This window comes from Actinoallomurus acanthiterrae, assembly GCF_054775715.1.
Window position 1 is genome coordinate 7,236,595 of sequence record NZ_BAAHCO010000001.1, and the last position, 18,780, is coordinate 7,255,374.

An 18,780-nucleotide genomic window follows, 5' to 3' on the forward strand; every position below is an offset into this window, starting at 1 on the left:
CGGGCCGAGACCGACGACGGAGCCATGACCGATACCTTCGACACCACCTACCAAGCCTGCCTCGACGATGACGCTCAGCGCCTCTACCGGCTGTTGAGCTACCACCCTGGGCCCGACATCACTCCCGGTCCCGCCGCGGCGCTGATCGACACCACCGAGCAGACCGCGGCCGACCTCCTGAAAGTCCTGGTCGAGTTCGACCTGCTCCAAGAGCAGCAGGACCGTTACTTCTTCCACGACCTGGCCTACGACCACGCATGCACCACCGCCACGAAGTACGAGAGCAAGGACGACCCGCTCGGGGCGTTCACCCGCCTGGCGTACTGGTACCTGCGCAGGGCCGAGGCGGGTCAGCGGGCGGTGATCCCCGACCTCTGGCATCTCGGCCGCGTCTTCACCGAAACCCGCGTCGTTGAGTTTGACGAGATCACGGCGTTGGACTGGCTGGGAGCCGAGCGCCACAACCTCCTCGCCATCGTCGACGCAGCCCACAAACGGCACCTACACGCCCTCGCCTCCCGGGTCGCGGCGGCAGCCGGGACTCTGTTCAGCCGCTGCCGGTACTACGACACTTGGGTCAGCATGTACGAGATCGGTCTCGAGGCCGCCCGCGCAGCCGGCGACCTTGAAGCACAGGCGTGCATGCTTCACGGCCAGGCATCGGCCTTCCTTGGACTGCGCCACTACAGCCACGCAGCAGCCCTCGCCGACCAGGCATTGGAAGTCGCACGCCGCAGCGGTCACCCTCATGCCGAGGCGACGTCGCTGGAGCAGTTGGGCCTCGCCCTGCTCGGCTGCGGCGAACACGCCGTCGCCACCGACCACTTCGGTGCCGCACGCCAGATCTACCGCAGTATGGAAGATGAGCCCGGGACCGCGCTCATGACCCAGCGCTTGGGCGAAGCAGCCCTCAGCGCCAAAGACTTCCATCATGCAGTCGAGCTGTTGATCGGGGCCGAGCAGTGGTACGCGTCCCGACCAGCGGAGCGCTACCTGCGCTCATGCTGCCTGGGCCAACTTGGTCGTGCCTACCGCCTCGTCGGCCGGCACGAGGACGCCCTGACGGCACTGGAAACGGCCCTAGAACTCGCACGGGACAGCCATGCTCATCAGCAGCAGGCCGATGTCCTCGTCGAACTCGCCGACGTCGCCGCCGATCTCGGCAAGACCGATCTCGAACACCGGCGCCTCCGCGAAGCGCACACCATCTGCACCGAACTGGGCGCTCCCGAGGCAGAAGCGATCGCCGACCGACTCATCCCCGAGAGCGAATGAGGACTGGTGAACGCGATCCCTGGCCGGAAGCAACACCGGTAGCCACGTATGGACAACCCCTCGGCAGCCGCCACACACATCCTCCAAGCGGTCCTCAACGCCGAGGCCACGACGCTGCGGAAGGTCGTCGCGGCCGTACTCGACGGCCATTCCACGCAGGTGGACGTGGCTCAGATTCTCGACATGGATGACGCCGCGTTGGCCGCACTCGTGGATACAACGAACTACGCCCGGATCCGAGATGACACACAACCAAGCGCGAACACGCGCCGCACGCACGATCGTCTTGACCGAGCTGACAGCCGGCGCCTCGATGAGGGAAGCGTGTCGTCGCGCCAAGGTCAGCCCTCAAACCATTACAGAGCATGCCCGAACCGACGATAAGTTCCGCCGCCAGTTGGCCGCCACTGGCTGGCAGCCGGGCTCGCCGGTCCGTGATACGTCGTGGCACCCGAGGGTGCTGGCCGCTATCACGAACGGGTCCACTATCCGCGAGGCGGAACGTCAAGCTGGCATCGGCATCGGCATGATCAGTAATCGACGTAGGGTCGACGCCCGGTTCTCCGCCGCCGTGGCGGTGGCGCGCCGTGCCGGTGAAGCGAAGCGAAAGGCTCGCACGGCGGCCAAAGTCGCCGAACGCCGTGAGGTGCAAGGGTGCGGTACCCCTGCCGCCTATGAGCGCCACCTGTCCAAGGGCGAGGAGCCTTGCACGGCATGCCGGCGAGCGAACTCCGAAGTCACTCGGAGCCGCCCCTCGTACAAGGCCTACGAGAAGGCAACGTATCGGGCACGCCAGCGGCTGGCCGCGGCGCACAAGGAGGAGCTACGCGGCCTGGCGGCTCGCGAGCGGCTGCGCACCGACCGGTCCCCCAAGGGCGCGAGGGGGCGAGCGCTCTCGGTCCTGGTCCGCCTGCACAAGAGGGAGTACCGGACTCTCTTCGCTCAAGAGCGCGAAGCGATCCAAGCTCAGCCGGAACCAGCAGACCAGACGTAACCCAGCCGACGCAGAGGCAGTGCACGAATGTGACTCCTGGACGGCAGGGGCGAGCACGTGCGGGACTGGCTCTACGCCGACGCGAAGGAAAGGACAGGACTATCGATGCGCATCGGATTAAGTTTCTGGGGATTCCTCGGTCCAGGCGTTCTCGACACTCCCGACGGCGGCCGGTTCTGGCGCCGCCCCATCGTCGATGAACTCCTCGCCCTCGGGCACGACGTGGTCCTCCTGCAGAAGGACCGAGACGGGCTCGAAGCCGGTGACGCCCTGCCGTATCAGTGGCACCAGGGATTCCCGCCGGTTGACGTGCTGTTCTGCGAGTGGCGGTGGCCGCTTCCGGGCCGTAACACAACGCCGTGCGGGGCGGACGGGCACACCTGCGACCTGCACCGCCAAACCGATCTGATCTTCCGGTACACGATCAGGTCAACCACGCCCACCGTCATCTGGGACACCGACCGGCAATTAGCTGCAGATGACGAGCTGCGGGAGTTGCCCCACGTGATCGTGGGCGACCCGGCCCTGCTGCCCACCCCTGGGACAGTGAGCCTGCTGGCGCCGGTCCCTGACCATCTGCTGGACGAGGCCGACCCGCAGAGGCTGGCCGCCCGTCACCGGCCGTTGCCCTTGGCCTATGTCGGCAACCAGTACGACCGGGACCACGACTTCGAGAAGTTCTTCGTTCCCGCCGCCGCCCGCTTTCGGCACCGGGTCGCCGGGAAGTGGCAACGCACCAGCCGCTGGCCTGCGGTGACCTTCACCGGCAGATGCCCGTTCCCTGAGGTCCAAGACATCTACCGCGGTGCCCTCTGCACGGTCTTGCTGAACCCGCGACGGTACTCATCGGTGGGAGCGGTCAGCCAACGCCGGTTCGAGGGGCCGTTGGCCGGGTGCCTGCCGATCGCCCCCACCACGCTCGCCCAAGCCGCCGCGTTCACCCCCGAGATCCTGCACGCCGCCGATGGAGGTGAGGTGATCGACCGCATCGAATGGGCGCTCGGTATCGCCGGCAGCAAAGAACATGCCGACCTGATCGAAACGTGCCTTTCCCTCCTGAGCCCGTTCCGGTTGTCGGCCTGGGCAGTCCGTCTCACACGGCTCATGGAATCTCTCACCCACTCGACGGGAGCAGACGAGTGATGGACCTACCGCAGTTCGCGACGTTTCACCACGCCTACCGGGCCGTCCTCGGTCAGGTCTACCGGCGTCCGCAGTTCAAGCCCGAGTCCCGGGGCAACAGGTCACGCGAATGCCTGAACGTGGCCTTCACCCTCACCGACCCTCGCCAGCGCACCCCCTACCTGGTGGCCCGCCGCACGAACATCGTCTTCAACTACGCCGAAACGCTCTGGTATCTGTCCGGCCGTGACGACCTCGCCATGATCGGCCACTACGCTCCCCGCCTGCGTGCCCTGTCGGCAGACGGTGAACGTCTCACCGGCTCGGCGTACGGTCCGCGGCTGTTCACCCCGCTCGGCTCCGCCGAGGTCGGCCAATGGGACCAGGTCGTCGAGCTTTTGCGCCACGACCCCGATTCCAAGCGTGCGGTGATGACCGTGATGCGTCCCGGCGAATCAGCCCAGTTCGACAACCCGGACGTGGCCTGCACCCTCGCGCTGCAATTCCTGCTCCGCGACGGCCACCTGCACATGGTGGCGACCATGCGCGGCAACGACGCCGTAATCGGCCTGGTCTGCGACGTCTTCGCCTTCACCTTCATCCACGAGTTCACGGCCGTGCAACTCCGGGCGCAGCTCGGCAGCTACACCCATCAGGTCTCCTCGATGCACATCAACGAATCCGACCTGGCCCGCGTCGACGCCAGTCTCACCGAGCACGAGCCGCTCAGCGCCGCGGGTGCCTTCCGCGGCGCGGCGATGCCGATGGACACCAGTTGGCGCACCATCGAGGACGTTGCGCGCTGGGAGGAGGACCTGCGAACCGACCGGCGGCGATTCGACCCCGACCAGGTCGCGACCGGCAGCGGCACGCTGAGCAGCGCGTACTGGCGGCAGGTGGTGCTGCTGTTCGAGGTGTACCGCCAAGTCGTGCACCAGCCCGGCCAGCCGATCACCTCTGCCGTGGTGGCCGCGCTGACGCCGGCGCATCGGTGGTTGGTCGCGCATCGCTGGCCCGAGCGGTTCCCGAGCACCGTCACCGCAGCGCCGGAGCAGTCATGACGCAGATCGAGAACGATTCGCGCGGTGCCGACGTCCCTGCTTCGGTGGATTGGACCCGTTGGACAGTGATCCTCCTCAAGCCGGACTGCGTACGCCGTGGCCTGGTCGATGCGGTTCTTGACCACGTCGGCTGCCACGTCCGGGTGTCAGCGGTCCGCCGGGTGAACGTCACCCGCGAACAGATCCTCGCCCACTACGACGACATGCTCCGCCCGGAAGTCTCCCTAGAGCTCGGCGTGGACGTTCCCGCCGAACTCGTGCGGATGTTCGTCGGCCACCAAGTCGTCGTCGCCCTCGGCTACGGGACCGACGCCGCCGCGCGACTGCGGGCCGTCATCGGTGACACCGACCCGGACGTGGCCGGCCCGGACACGATCCGCGGCCGGTTCGTCATCGACACCTTCGCCGCCGCCCGCGCCAAGAAACGGCTGCTCGAAACCGTGATCCACACCTCCGACAACGCCAGCCTCGTCGAACGCGACTTCGCGATCTGGTTCGGCTCCGACAACCAGCACCTGCTCACCGCACCGGAAGGACAGCAATGACCTCGATCCAATCGGGCCCTCGCACGCTGCAACTGATGCCGGCCGACCAGCAGAAGACCCTGGACCCGTACATGGCCCAGATCGTCACGTACCGCAAGTCCGGTCTGTCGCTGAATCACATCATCGGTTGCCCGCTGGACTGCGGTTACTGCGTCCGGCACTTCTGGGGCGACTTCGAGCACAAGACCCCGAACCTGCTGTGCTCCACCGAAGACGCGATCGAGATGCTCATCGGCCATGAGGCGTTCCGGGCGTCGACCACCCCGATCCAGCTGTTCAACAAGGCCACCGATCCGTTCCTGCCCGGCGTCAAACCGCACCTGTTCCAGGTCCTGCGGGCACTGGACGAACGGGGCCTGGACAACCTCGTGCTGATCATCACCCGATTCAAGGTCACCGCCGAGGACATGGCCGTCCTCGAACAGCTCCGGCATGTCCGTGTCACGTTGCTGTTCACCTACTCCGGCATCACCGATCCCCGGATCGAACCGGTCGCCAAGAGCGACATCACTGTCTCCTCCCTCACCCGCGCATGTCAGGAGAAGAAACGCACGAAAGTCGTGTTGTACTGGCGGCCGATCGTGCCCGGGTGGAACGACGCGCCCGAGACGATGCGGCACGTCCTACAGGTCGGGGACCAAGCGGACGCGATCGTGTTCACCGGCTACTACCACAAGCCCGAGAACGCCACCTACCTGCAAGACCAGGGGGTGACGCTGCCGTACGGCGACGCTGAGTTCCATCGCCGCAAGGTCTTGCCGGCCGAGCTCGACGCCCGCGTCATCGCGGCCTGGCGCGAGTCCGGGATCAGCACGCCGCTGTATCGCAAGACCTCCTGCGGCGTCTCAGCCGCGCACAACCTCCCGGACTACAACGGTCACTGGGGCGTACGCGAGCTGTGCGACATCTGCCCTACCCCCCAGCGAGAGTTGTGCGCCGCCGACCACGTCACCCCGACGCCCGCACGGTTCGAGCAGGTTCTCGACCAGCTCGGCTACACCAGCCCCTACCTGATCGACGGCGGCCACGTGTGGACCCACGGCCTCGGCGAGCAGCGCCGCTACGCGATCCAGCACACCCTGCGCTACCAGATCTGGGAACTGGACCAGCCGCATTACCTGCACGCCCACGGCCGATCTCTCACCGGCCACCAGCCCGACGGCCAAGAACGCGAACGGCTTTCCGCGCTTCGCCGCGAGTTCGCCACCGCGACCCGCTTTGATGAAGAGGACTAGGCACTGACGACACGCAGACGGGCGGCCCTATGACGACAATCGCGGATACGCCGTGGACAGATGCTCCCCTCGTCGCACTGGACCTGGAAGGCACCGGCGCTCAAGACCGCGAAGACGAGCGAATCCTTGAGATCGCCGTCATCTCGATCGTCCAGGGCCTCCCGTCTCTCCCCGACGCCTACAGGACGCTGATCCACCCTGGCCGGCGGATCCAGCAGCGCCCCTGGATATCGCCCGGACTGACCAATGCCGCACTCGCCGACGCCCCACCATTGGCCGCAGTGGAACCCGAACTCGCTCGCCGTCTCGAGGGACGCCTGATTGTCGGCCACAACATCGGGGTGGACTGGCGGCTGCTGCATCGCTGCTGTCCCACCGTCCACCCGGCCGGCCTGATCGACACCCTCCGACTCGCCCGCCATCTCTACCCCGGCGACAAACGAAACAGCCTCACTGCCCTACTCGAACGTCACTCGCTCACTGAACAGGTCAACCGTTCCACCCCAGACAGCCAACCGCACCGCGCCATGTGGGACACCCTCGGCACCGCATTGCTGCTATCCACACTCATCGACCACCAGGCCACCGACCACGTGCTGTCCCTCGCAGAACTCCAGCGACTTGCCGGGATCCCTCTCGCCAACGACACCACCGAACGCGGAGGGCCAGAACAGGCACCGATGCTGTGGTGACCTGTTCGTACTTGGCCGTCAGCGGCACCCAGCCCTCTTTCTCCAATGCTGCCCCCAACGGCACCCACATGACCGCTGGGATTACCGACGCCCGACAGGTTGGCCACGACAACGCCGGTTTCCGTAACGCAATGACCTGATTCACAAAATACCGTTCTATAGATTGGCACTAAAGCCTCGCGTTATCGACAATCTAGACACGAGGTTAATTTAACCTACACAAAGTCAGATACCAAGGAAATCGAGTTATCGAATTTCGGGGTTGACGGCCTCAACAAGCCGATAAAATATGAGGCCGACCAGGAAGCGAGAGCCGTGGAAACTTTATCGGCAAACGAACGATTGCCAGTAATAGCGACCCGACACCGGGTCGCCCGCGCGAAGACCAGGGACCGCCAAAGCCGCGGCGGCCACACACATCGGAAGAGAACACCGTCATGAGCATCGACACCATGGGCAGTGAGAGCCTCCGTCGCGAGATGGTCGACCGGCTGGCCGCCGATCACGCAGCGAAAGGCCTCAAGCTGCGCCCCGACGTAGAGGCGGCGATGCGGGCCGTTCCCCGTGAGCTGTACACGCCGGGCCTCCCGATGGAGGAGGCGTACCAGAACACCGCGGTCATCACCAAGCGGCGCGGTGAGGAGAACATCAGCTCGGTGTCGGCGCCGTTCCTGATCGCGGAGATGCTCGGTCAGGCAGCGGATGCGCTCGGCAGCCTGGAAGGCCGTCACGCGCTGGAGATCGGCAGTGGCGGTTACAACGCCTCACTCCTGCGGGAGCTCGTCGGTCCGGCCGGGTCGGTCACGACTGTCGACATCGATCCCGACGTGACCGATCGGGCGGCCACCTGCCTAGCGGCGGCCGGTTACAACGACGTCATCGTGGTGTGCGAGGACGCCGAACAGCCGATCGAGGCGGGCCGCCGCTACGACCTGATCATCGTCACGGCCGGCGCGTGGGACATCCCGCCCGCATGGCGCGACCAGCTCACCGACGACGGCGTCCTCGTGGTGCCGCTGCGGACGTTCGGGATGACGCGATCGTGGGCGCTGCGACGCTCCGGGGACCGGCTGGACAGTGTGAGCCACCGCCAGTGCGGGTTCGTGTCCATGCAGGGCGCCGGAGCCCACGAAATCGGGTACGTGGACATCGCCGATGGCGTCCACCTGCGGCTGGATGAAGGCCAGCAGGTCGACGCCGCCGCGATCGCGGGTCTGCTCACCCAGCCGCGGCAGGAGGCGTGGGCCGGGCTGAGCCTGCCGCCCCGCACCGTCCTGGCCGACATGGACCTGTGGCTGGCGACCCGCCTCAGACGCGAGGTCAACGAGTTCGTGGTGCTGACGGCGCAGGAGGAGGCCGTCACCTCCGGCATCGTCGCCCCGTCCTGGCAGTTCGGCACCCCCGCAGTCGCACACGACGGCACGTTCTCCTACCGGTCGGCGCTGCGCTGGACCGACCGGAGATTCGACCTCGGCGCATACGCCCACGGATCCGAAGCCGCCGCGGCGGCCGGGCGGATGGTCGAGCACATGCGCGCGTGGGTAGATGCGGGCAGCCCTTCGCCGGTGCTGCACGTCCTGCCCGCGGCGGCCCCTGACGGCGACCTGCCGGACGGGGCGGTCCTGGACAAGCGGCACAGCCGCGTCGTCCTGGCCTTCACCCCCCGAGAAAGGAACCTGTGATGGAATCCCAGCTGAACGTGCGTCTGGTCGACGCCGGGCCTTCCACGAACGGCTACGCCACCAGCACCGATGACAACTGCGGCTCGGGCAACACCGGCTCGGACGCCTGCTCGGGCTGACCTTCGCCCACCCGCCGGGCCCGGCCCCCTCGCGGGGCCGGGCCCTACCTCTTCTCCCCACCGACCCCCGGAACGGTGAGCGCATCATGTTCCACGTCGCCGACGCCGCGTTAATCAGAGCCGCCGCCTACCCCCACGACCCGACCCTGCCCGCCTGGCCCGACTTGACCGCCGACCAACCCAAGGAGTGGCTGGAATGGCTGAGCCAGATATGGCAACTCCCGGCTTTCGCAACGACTGTCACGTCCGCCGCGCCGCAGCTGGCCCGCCAGATCACCCGCGCCCTGGCCGGCGAGCTGCCGGAAACGCGCAGGCTGCGACGTCTGGTGGAGACGACAGTCCGATACCTGCTGAGGTGGACGACCCGCGCGACCCCGTTCGGCTACTTCGCCGGAGTGGCACCGGTCGAGCTTGGTCCCCGCGCGGCGGTCCATTGGGGCGAGGCGCATCACGCCGTGGCCCGCCCCGACGAGGAGTTCATCGCCGAGCACACCGCCCAGGCCGAGCAGGACCTTGCCACGCTCCGCACGGTCGCGGTGGTCACGAACTCGCTGGGGTATCGACGTGGCGGAGCCTGGGTGCTCCCTTGCGGGCGCGCCGAGGGCGGCCGAATGTGGGATGTCGAGATCGATCTGACCGGCCCCGTCCGAATCGCGGTAGAGACGGCCGCATCCCCGATCATGTTCAGGGAACTCGCAGCCTGGATAGCCGTTCAGTTGCCCGCTGGCATGGCGGCGGCCGAGCAGCTGCTGGCCGAACTCGTGAACGCCGGGGTGCTGTTGTCAGCGGTCCGACCGCCGATGACCGAACCCGACCCCGCCGCGCACCTCGCGCGCCACCGCGACCTGCCCGACCCCGCCGAGCAGATCGCGGTCGATCTGCGGGTCGACTGCTCGGTGACACTGCCCCCGGCGGTCGTCGATGAGGCGCGGGAGGCCGCGTCCGCGCTCGCCGCGCTGGCGCCGCCTCTGCCCGGCTGGGCCGCCTATCATCGCGCGTTCATCGACCGGTGGGGGCCGGGCGCGGCCGTGCCGCTACGTGACGTCCTGCGCATCCTGGGGTTCCCCGCCGGATACCGGGGCGCATCCCACCGACGTGACCCGGCGATGTTCACCGCCCGCGACTGCGTGCTCGCCGAACTCGCCCAACGCTCCACCCTGGACGACTGCGCCGAGGTCGTGCTCGATGACGAACTGATCGGCCGACTGCGCGGCGATGACCATCGGCCGCCGATCCCGCACACCGAACTGCGGTTCACCCTAGCCGCCGAAACGCTCCGTGATCTGGATCGGGGCGCGTTCACGCTGACCGTGGTGAGCGGGGCCCGCCACGCCGGCGTCGCGGCCGCCCGGTTCCTGCACCTGCTCGCCCCCGCGGAACTGGAGCGATTCCGCCGCGTCTACGCGAGCCTGCCGACCGCCCTGCCCGGCGCAGACACGGTGCAACTGTCGGCTCCCCCGCTGGAGACCCGCTTGGCCACCGTCGCCCGCACGCCCGAACTGCTACCCGTCCTACCTGCCGGGGACTTCTGCCCCGACCCCGCGCGGACGCTGGAGGACCTGGCGGTCGCCGGCGACGGGCAACGGCTGTGGCTGGTGTCCAGCGCCACTGGCCGGCCTGTCGAGCCGCTGCTGCTCAATTGCGTGCTCCCGGCCGTGCAGCAGCCGCTCGTGTGGTTCCTGACAGAGATCTGGACGGCATGGACGGCTCCGTGCAGCAGAGTCGACTGGGGACACGCCCGTGACCTGCCGTTCCTGCCACGCCTGCGGCGGGGCCGCTCCATCCTGCACCCGGCCCGCTGGAACATCGGCCAGGCCACGCTCCCCGCCCGCACCGCGACATGGCCGCAGTGGCAGGACGCCTGGCAGCGACACCGCGAACACCACCGGCTACCGCGCGAGGTGCTCATCGGCGACGACGATGTACGGCTACGTCTCGACCTGGACGAGCCCGCCCACCTGGCGGTGCTGCGCAGCCACCTCGACCGCCAAGGACACGCCGTCCTCACCGAGGCCCCCGGCCCGTCCGGCTGGATCGACGGCAGACCCGCCGAGCTCCTGCTCACCCTCACCAACACCCAGCCACGTCGGCCCCCGCGCGCCGTACGGCCCGCCAGCACCCGCCACCACCGGCCCGGACGCTCGCCCTGGCTGGACGTCCGCCTGTTCGGGCGGTCCGACGACATCCTCGCCCACCTGGCCGATCGGCCCGACGGAGACTTGCCCGCAGGCTGGTGGTTCCTCCGCTTCCCCGACCCGGCCCCCCACCTGCGGCTGCGAATCCCGCTGCGCACTGCCACGTTCACCGACGCTGCCCGACGCCTCGCCCGGTGGGCGGAGCGTCTACACGACGATGGCCTGCTGGCCGACTACACCCTGCACACCTACCGGCCCGAAACCCGCCACGGGACCGGGCCGACCCTCGCCGCCGCCGAGGCCGTGTTCGCCGCCGACTCCCGCGCCGCCCTCCACCGGCTCTCCGGCGACCGGCACGCCGCCACGGCCGCGGGGATGATCGCCATCGCCGACGCCTTCACCGGCGACGGCCTGCGCTGGCTCGTCGAACACGTCCCCCGCCGCAGCGGCCCACGCCTTCAACCCGCCCAACTCGCTCTGGCCCGCGCCCCCTACGGCGACGACAGCCTGTCCGCGGCGCTGGTCACCTACCGGCGCCTAGCCGACCGCGAAGGCCTCGACACCGACCAGGTGCTCGCGGATCTGCTGCACCTGCACCACGCCCGCATGATCGGCGTCGACACCGCCTCCGAACGGCACTGCCTGCGCCTGGCCCGCGCCATCGCCCACACCGACCTCGCCCGGAGGAACTCATGACGGCGGGACAATCCCTCGCCGACGGGGCGGCCGGTGTCGCCCTTCTCCACCTGGAGACCGGCCGATGGGAGGAGGCGTACGCGGCGCTGGAGCAGGCCGTCGCCGACGGCGTCAGCATCGCCGGAGGCGCCAGCCTCTACTACGGCGCGCCCGCCCTCGCCTTCGTCCTCGCCGGATCCGACCATCCCAGCCTCGCCCAGGCGCGGGACCTCGCCGCCGCCGGAACCCAGACGGTGACACGCCACCGACTGGAGGCCGCCCACCGCCGCATCGACGGACACGGCCGACCGCACTACGCCGAATTCGACCTCATCCGCGGACTGACCGGACTCGGCGTCGCTCTACGCCGCATCGGCGACCTCGACCTGCTCCGAGACGTGCTCGCCTACCTGGTCCGGCTCACCGAGCCCATCGGCGGGCTTCCCGGCTGGTGGTGCCCGACCGGCCCCAACCACGAGAAGCCACCGCCAATCGGCGGCCACAGCAACCACGGAATCGCCCACGGCATCACCGGCCCACTCGCCCTTCTCAGCCTCGCCCTGTCCGACGGCGTCACCGTCGACGGACACACCGAAGCGATCACATGCATCTGCCAATGGCTGGACGCCTGGGAACAGCAGACCGACAGCGGCACCTGGTGGCCGCAGATCATCACGCTCGACGACCTGCACCGCGGCGAGCCGAGCCAGCCGGGTCCGCTACGCCCGTCCTGGTGCTACGGCACCCCCGGCATCGCCCGCGCCCAGCAACTCGCCGCCCGAGCCCTCGACGACACCACCCGCCAGCGCAACGCCGAAACCGCATTCACCGGCTGCGTGACCGACCCCGCACAGACAGCCCATCTCATCGACCGCAGCCTGTGCCACGGAACCGCCGGGCTCCTGGCGACCGGACGCCGGATCGCCGCCGACGCCCTCACCCCGATACCCCTCACACCACTGCTGCGCCGACACCACCAAGCCATCGCCGCAGCGGACGAACCCGCCGGATTCCTCGACGGGTCGGCCGGCGCCACCCTGGCCGCCGCTGAAACAACGGCGACGTCGTGGGACTCCTGCCTCCTGCTCTGCTGACCGAAAGGCCAACCAGTGGAAGAGACCTCCTGGAAACAGGTCAACATCGCCTACCCCGGCTCTGACTCTCACCAGCGTGAACGCCACGCCATCGGCCACCTCGCACCGATCCTGCCCGACGCCGAAGCCGACGGCCTCATCACCTCCTGGTGGTTCATCCGCAAAGGCCACTGGCGCGTCCGCTACCTCCTCACCGAGCAGGCGCACGCCCACGACCGCAGCGACCCGCTCCACCCGCTCCTCACTACCGGAGTCACCTGGACCGACGACATCTACGAACCCGAAATCCACGCCTTCGGCGGCCCCGCCAGCATGGACGCCGCGCACGCCCTGTTCCACCACGACAGCCGCCACCTCCTCACCTTTCTCCACGACGACCCCACCGACCGGCGAGAACACTCACTCGTGCTGTGCACCGCGCTCATGCGGGCCGCGGAACTCGACTGGAACGAGCAAGGCGACGTGTGGGCACGTCTCGCCGAACAACGCGCCGGACTGCCCGGCCAACCATCCGGCCCAGACCCCCAGGTGTGGGCCTCCTTCACCAGCGACGTCCGTCACCTCCTCCTCGGCACCGCCCGCGCAGACACCATCGCGGGCGGATGGCTCACCGCGTTCGAGGACACCGGCAGAGCACTCCTGACCCTGCGCGAAAACGGCGAACTCACGCGAGGCCTACGCACGGTGATCGCACTACACGTGATCTTCCACTGGAACCGAATCGGACTCCCCGCGACCACCCAGGCCACCCTCGCCCAGGCCGCGAAGGAAGCCATCTTCGGCAGCACGCCATGCGCGTAGATCGGCAGCTAACGCAACCGCGGCAGGACGAATCACCCCGATACACCACGATTCACCGAAGCCCCGCGACACGACCCTGATCGGCAGTACGGTCATGCCGTTGCCTCCGGGCACACCTCGCTGTCAGCACTCGATCACCCAATCGAGACAGCAGAAGGGAGATGTCCGGATGACTGTCCGGCAAGCCGCCAGATGGCGGCGCCGCTGCCAGACAACGGCAACGCTCGCCGTGGTGGTCGCGGCCGGATCCGTCGGCATCGCCGCCGGAATCGGATACGCCGTCGCCGCGTCGAGGGGAAGCCGGCCGAGCGCGCCTCGAAGCTAAGCCCGGCCGACCCCTCGGTAAGGGGCGTCCCTCCGGGGGCGCCCCGCTCCATCTCCCGCACCGGAGCACGAGAAGCCTGTTTACGACTTGCCTCATCGAGGCGAGCAGCACGCTTTTTAGGAACTTGCCACCTCGATAGTGCAACCCGCAAGACGTCGTTCTACGGTAGCGACCTCGATGCCCGCGCACAGCGAACTCGAACGGAACTGACCGGCGGATTTTGCGAACGCGGGTCAGGACGAATCCGTCAACGACACCACCGACGATGACGGCTCGGTCAGGGGCGTACCAGCCCCTCGGGCAGATCGATGCGCACAACGCAACCCGCGCCTGCGTCACCAGCGGGCACCACCTGTTCGAGAGGTTCACGCAGGTCATTACCCTGTTCCCATGTTCTGGGTCGACGAGTTCAGGCGACGCATGGAGGTGATCGTCCTCGACCGCGGCAGCTGCGGCCCGCAGCAATGGATCCGCGTCAGCCAGCGCGGGATCCTTGTCGGCCCCGGATACTTCCGCGACCCCGACGAGGCTCTGGCGTACATGGACATCGACAGCCTGGTCGAGATCGTGGAGCTTCGGCCCGGTCAGCGCGACGCGCCGTAGACCGTCTCGCGCAGGACACCACCACTCAAGCGATCACCGCGCAACCTGCAGAAACAGGATCACGCGAAGGCTGGCTCATACACCACCCGCGTGGACGTGACCCCGGGCCCACGTGGCTCCCATCCCGGAGCCAGAGCGCCCCCACCGGAGGCTTCCTTCGGTGGTAGGGACGAGGCAAGCTACATGGCATACAAGGCGGGGAAGCCGTGGCTAGCAGGAGTGGCTGAGGTGGATGATCCTGATTACGTGCTCACGCGTGGGCGCCGGCCGATCGCTTTGCTGCGGGAGGTCGAGAGGGATTACCCATGGGTGAGATGCGAGTTCCAGGCTTTCCCGGCGTTCGAATCCATTCGGCCGGTGCTGCAGTCCCCGCGGGATGCGGACACGTTGAGAGGGGTGCTTCGTAGTCGTATGCTCCGCCTGCGGCTGCGCTCGACCGACGGCTATCCGACCGTCAGACGGCTCTGGTTGGTCGTGGACGGGGACAGTGCCAGCTTCAGGTTCGCGTACGGGCCGCTCGGTCGGTGGAAGCTTCGACGTTGGGCACGGCGGCAGATTGCCAGCGGCATCGACTGATCATCCGGTGCTAGCACCGGTCGAAGGGGCCGCTCGGGAGTACCGTCGGCTATAGCCCTCACCAAGACGTGAAGCCTTCCACCGGGTTCTCTGCTCCTCCCGCTCCGAGACGATCGAACCACCCTCTTCGGAACCGGCTACTTCAACTCGTCCCACGTCCACGGCTCGGCAGCGGTCCCGTCCGGTTCGCGGCCGAACCAGAACCGCTCCTGATGATCGGCAACGGTCATGAACTGATCGAACAACCCGGCTGCGGCCACGCGCTCGGCCAACCTGATGACCAGTTCGTCAGCCTCGGCCCCCCGCAGGCTGTCCAGCAGTGATGTCACAGCGAACGGAAAATCCAAACTGGCCTGAGTCACGGCCCGCTCAGCGAGCACGCAGAACGGCTCCCCGGCATCGAATCTCCTCAGAACCTTCAGCAGCGCTGCCACCGCATCGGTGTCCTCAACCTCGACACCCCCGGCGGCCCGGTCAGCCAGCGCCGCGAACTGGGCGCCGTGCGCAGCCTGTCCCAAGACCTTAAGCAGCATCGCAACGCCGTCCGCGTCCTCCACTGCGACGTTCTCGACGGCACGCTCGGCCAGCGCAGTGAATTGCTCATCCGCTCCGACGTTCCTCAAGCTGGCCAGCAGATCTGCGATCCCGGCCGGATCATCGAGCGCGACGCATGCGGCGGGATCGCGAGTCAGCAGCGCGGCGACCTGCTCCTGGGCCCCAGCCTTTCCGAGTGAGTCCAACAGCCACGCCACACCCCGAGCATGAGTCAGGTCCGCACCGGCAGCGACCCGTTCAGCCAGCGCCGTCACCTGGCCGTCGGCACCGACTTCCCGCATCCATTCCAGCAGTGCCCCCACGGAAAACACGTCGCTCAAGCCCACGTGGGCGGCCGGGTCACGAGCGAGGAGCACCGCAACCTGCTCCGCAGCACCCACGGCCTGCAACCCCTCCCAGAGCCGGTGAACGTCGAACGGCTCCAGCGGAATGTGCATCGCAGGGTTCCGGGCCAGCAACGTCATCAACGGCTGTTCGGCACCGACCTCTCGCAAAGCCATCAGGAACCAAGCGACACCCCGCGCGTCCAAGGCACACTCAGCAGCCGCCCGCTCAGCGAGCGCGACGACATGGTCATTAGCGCCGATCATCCCCAGGATGCTCAGCAACGTAGCCACGTGCCGTGGGTCGTAGCGGTGACGGTACGCGATGACCCGAGTGGCAAGCGCGTTCACCTGATCACTCGCCCCGACCTGCGCCACGCTGTACAGCAGATCAAGGACAGCCGCCGGATCGTCGATCGCGACACATGCGGCGGGATCGCGTGCCACCAAGGCCTGCACGTGATCATCTGCTCCGACCTGCCGCAGCGTGTCCAGCAGCCGAGCCACAGGGACGGGGGCGTCCAGGGGAACACGCGCCACCGGATCGCGCGCCAGCAAGGCCGTCGCCTGCTCACCCGCCCCGGCTTCCCGCAGCGTCTCCAGCAACGAGCCCACCGCATACGTGCGGTCCAGACACACAGACGCGGCTGGGTTGCGGGCCAGCAGCGTGTGCACCTCAGCATCGCCGCCGATCTTCGCGAACAGATTCAGCAGGCGGCCGATCACGACCGGGTCGTCAAGAGGGACGTGCGTGGCAGCCCAGTTCGCGGCACGGTGGTCGGTCGGGTCCAACGAATGAAGACGTTCGACGAGGGAGACTGCAGCGTCAGCGTTACCGTTGACAGCGGCGTCCTTGAGCAGTTGCGCACCGATCCGGTACAGCCCCCGTCGCCACGCGGCGTCGCCGAGACTCGCGAGGTCGGCAGGGCTGGCGTAGGTCGCGGCAGCGGTCCAAAAAGATCTTGGTGGGATTCGTTCGCGCCGGTAGCGGTCGGCGTGCTGGTCGAGGTAGTGGGCGAGGCGGTACCCGGCCACGCCGATGCCGCGCTCGGGCGGGACCGGCTCCAATGCGCGGACAGCGCCTTTCAGCGTTCGTGTGGCGTACGCCGAGGCCTTCGCCATCGCCTCGTGCCAGCCCAATTCCGGCAACGCCCGGTGCGGGGGCGCCAGATAGTCTTCGGCGGCCTGCTGAAGCAGTTCCTGGCCGAGCGGATGGTGGTGACCGAGCCGGACCGCGTCCATCGCCGCCGTGATCAGCGCCTGTCCATAGGGATCAGCGCCGGGGCCCTGATAGTGCTCGAGCAGGGCGGGAAGACCGGCCAGGTACTGAGTAACCTGCCCGGGTGCGCCCGCGACTTCCGCTGCGACGATGGCCTCCTCCAGCAGCGGGTCGCCGCGGCGGCGCGCCCTTGTCAGATCCTCGGCCGTGAAAGCCATCGGCACGTCAATGACGCCGCCTCCGGCGGCGTTGATGCTGACCGGGGAAACCCCGTTCAACTCCGGCAACGCGGTCAGCAGCGCACGGGTCGCCGACACCGGATCGGCGGTACCGGGACCATCGTGGTGATCCACGACATAGGCCGCCCAGTACTCCGGCCACACGCTCGTGATGACCACCAGGTGATCCCGGCCCATCAACACATCGGCCAGCCTCGCCAGTGTCCTCTGCCCGCCGGCGTCTTCGGCGTAATGCCGCAGCTCGTTCAACCACAGCACCGACCCGTTCAGCACACACCGATCCAGCAACGCCGCCAAGTCGGCGGCGGTCCGCGGGTACAGCACCGGCACGCGCGGCAGTCGCGCCCGCACCGCCTCATAGGCGGCACGAGACTTGCCCGTCGAGGACCCGCCACGCAGCACGACAAGGCGATTCGCGGCCACCTGCGGATTCAGCACCGCATACAGCAGGTGATCGTGTGCCCGCCGGACATACGCCGGTAGCAGGCCACCGCCGATTGCTCGATGCACGCCCAACCGCAGCGGCCCCCACCGCTCGACCGGCCACCCTTCGTCCACCACCTGGCCGGCTCCACCATCAGCGTCCGCTGTGGAAGCCGGCAGGCGACGAGGCATCCGGCGGCGTTCGACCTCGCTATCACGGGTCTGCTTGGCCTCGGCCAGCAACTCCAGCCACCCGTCCACGTCACCGCGCACACCACCGACGTCAAGGCCACGACCAGCCCGCTCAAGACACAGCTCCACCACATCCACCAACGGCTCGGTATCCGCCGGCAGATGGGCTCCTTTCATCCAGTCGTACAAGACGCTGCGCGACACCACCCCGGGCAGCGCACGGCGCACCCCGTCCGGGTTCAACCCGGCCGCGCGCAGCAGCGCCGTGAACGCCTTCCCGAAATCCCCCGGCCCCCGCGGCATCCAGCCCCTCTTCGTTGTCCGAACGGTTCGGATCCTCCCTCGCCCGGACACCGGCCGCCTCTGCCTGGCCGGAAACGGCATCAGTCCGACCGTGTCCTAACCGCCTACCGGACGCACCCGCGCCCGCAACAGCCTGCGGGCATGGCCGACACATCACACTCCCCCGCCTCCGGCACCGCGACCAAGACCGCCACCGCGATGGCCTGGACCACCGCAGGGCTTCTGCAAATCGGTCTGTGGCTGACCGCACCCGCCCTAGCAGCGCTCGTGACTGTGCTTGAAGCCGCTCTGACGATCACGGTCATCTTGACCGCGTTGTACGCACCCAAGCGGATCAGCGACCGTGCCTTCCGCATGCTCCCCTGGACCGCTTCGACCCCGACACGTCCGCGCTCCACCGGCCGGACCCCGCCGTCGAACCGGTCATGAACCGCCCATCGCTCGCGTTCGAAAGAGGGAACAGCCCGCAGCCTTTGTCGACCCAGCCATCCAGCCGCGATTCCCTTCCGCACGCTCTGGACGCGTCCACGGCGCAACGCAGCACGCAGCTGGATAGGCCGCGGCCGTCGAGATCGCGGACTTGCGGATCCGG

At 68.2% G+C, this 18,780-nt stretch carries 15 protein-coding genes; 14 read left to right on the forward strand and 1 reads right to left on the reverse strand.

The features are described from left to right. Positions 1-24 precede the first annotated feature (24 nt). The 13 genes from ACYVF7_RS34135 to ACYVF7_RS34195 all read left to right on the forward strand — a co-directional run bounded on the left by ACYVF7_RS34135 (position 25) and on the right by ACYVF7_RS34195 (position 14,358). Positions 25-1,275, forward strand: a complete 1,251-nt coding sequence (locus ACYVF7_RS34135; RefSeq protein ID WP_460348828.1) for a tetratricopeptide repeat protein — start codon at positions 25-27, stop codon at positions 1,273-1,275. Between the two features lie 286 nt (positions 1,276-1,561). Continuing rightward, positions 1,562-2,269, forward strand: coding sequence for a hypothetical protein (locus ACYVF7_RS34140; RefSeq protein ID WP_460348830.1), 708 nt, complete (start codon positions 1,562-1,564; stop codon positions 2,267-2,269). Positions 2,270-2,374: 105 nt separating this feature from the next. Further along, positions 2,375-3,412 (forward strand): CgeB family protein, encoded by a 1,038-nt coding sequence (locus ACYVF7_RS34145; protein WP_460348832.1) that lies wholly within the window; start codon positions 2,375-2,377, stop codon positions 3,410-3,412. Further along, the gene (locus ACYVF7_RS34150; protein WP_460348834.1) at positions 3,412-4,452 is read left to right on the forward strand and encodes a thymidylate synthase; all 1,041 of its coding nucleotides are present in this window, start codon (positions 3,412-3,414) and stop codon (positions 4,450-4,452) included. The genes ACYVF7_RS34145 and ACYVF7_RS34150 overlap by 1 nt, the downstream gene beginning before the upstream one ends. After that, entirely contained in the window at positions 4,449-4,997 is a 549-nt protein-coding gene (locus ACYVF7_RS34155; protein WP_460348836.1) for a nucleoside-diphosphate kinase, read from the forward strand. The genes ACYVF7_RS34150 and ACYVF7_RS34155 overlap by 4 nt, the downstream gene beginning before the upstream one ends. Next, the gene (locus ACYVF7_RS34160; protein ID WP_460348838.1) at positions 4,994-6,232 is read left to right on the forward strand and encodes a radical SAM protein; all 1,239 of its coding nucleotides are present in this window, start codon (positions 4,994-4,996) and stop codon (positions 6,230-6,232) included. The genes ACYVF7_RS34155 and ACYVF7_RS34160 overlap by 4 nt, the downstream gene beginning before the upstream one ends. A gap of 29 nt (positions 6,233-6,261) precedes the next feature. Beyond that, positions 6,262-6,924, forward strand: a complete 663-nt coding sequence (locus ACYVF7_RS34165; protein WP_460348840.1) for a 3'-5' exonuclease — start codon at positions 6,262-6,264, stop codon at positions 6,922-6,924. A gap of 437 nt (positions 6,925-7,361) precedes the next feature. Next, a complete protein-coding gene (gene fxlM / locus ACYVF7_RS34170) occupies positions 7,362-8,606 on the forward strand; it encodes a methyltransferase, FxLD system (protein ID WP_460348842.1) in 1,245 nt (414 codons plus the stop codon). Then, positions 8,606-8,725, forward strand: a complete 120-nt coding sequence (fxlA, locus tag ACYVF7_RS34175; protein WP_460348844.1) for an FxLD family lanthipeptide — start codon at positions 8,606-8,608, stop codon at positions 8,723-8,725. The genes fxlM and fxlA overlap by 1 nt, the downstream gene beginning before the upstream one ends. Before the next feature lie 86 nt (positions 8,726-8,811). Then, a complete protein-coding gene (locus tag ACYVF7_RS34180; protein WP_460348846.1) occupies positions 8,812-11,556 on the forward strand; it encodes a lantibiotic dehydratase in 2,745 nt (914 codons plus the stop codon). After that, a complete protein-coding gene (locus tag ACYVF7_RS34185; RefSeq protein ID WP_460348848.1) occupies positions 11,553-12,629 on the forward strand; it encodes a lanthionine synthetase C family protein in 1,077 nt (358 codons plus the stop codon). Before ACYVF7_RS34180 ends, ACYVF7_RS34185 begins: the two co-directional genes overlap by 4 nt. A gap of 15 nt (positions 12,630-12,644) precedes the next feature. Next, a complete protein-coding gene (locus ACYVF7_RS34190; RefSeq protein ID WP_460348850.1) occupies positions 12,645-13,430 on the forward strand; it encodes a thiopeptide-type bacteriocin biosynthesis protein in 786 nt (261 codons plus the stop codon). Between the two features lie 715 nt (positions 13,431-14,145). Continuing rightward, on the forward strand, positions 14,146-14,358 hold the full coding sequence (locus ACYVF7_RS34195; protein WP_460348852.1) for a hypothetical protein: 213 nt from the start codon (positions 14,146-14,148) through the stop codon (positions 14,356-14,358). Between the two features lie 713 nt (positions 14,359-15,071). Here the strand turns inward: ACYVF7_RS34195 and ACYVF7_RS34200 are convergent. Beyond that, positions 15,072-18,188 carry a hypothetical protein gene (locus ACYVF7_RS34200; protein ID WP_460348855.1) on the reverse strand — a complete coding sequence of 1,039 codons (3,117 nt, stop codon included), beginning with the start codon at positions 18,186-18,188 and terminating at the stop codon, positions 15,072-15,074. A gap of 141 nt (positions 18,189-18,329) precedes the next feature. Between ACYVF7_RS34200 and ACYVF7_RS34205 the strand changes: the two genes are divergently transcribed. Next, complete coding sequence (locus tag ACYVF7_RS34205) at positions 18,330-18,617, forward strand: hypothetical protein (RefSeq protein WP_460348857.1); 288 nt, start codon at positions 18,330-18,332, stop codon at positions 18,615-18,617. The last annotated feature ends 163 nt before the right edge of the window (positions 18,618-18,780 follow it).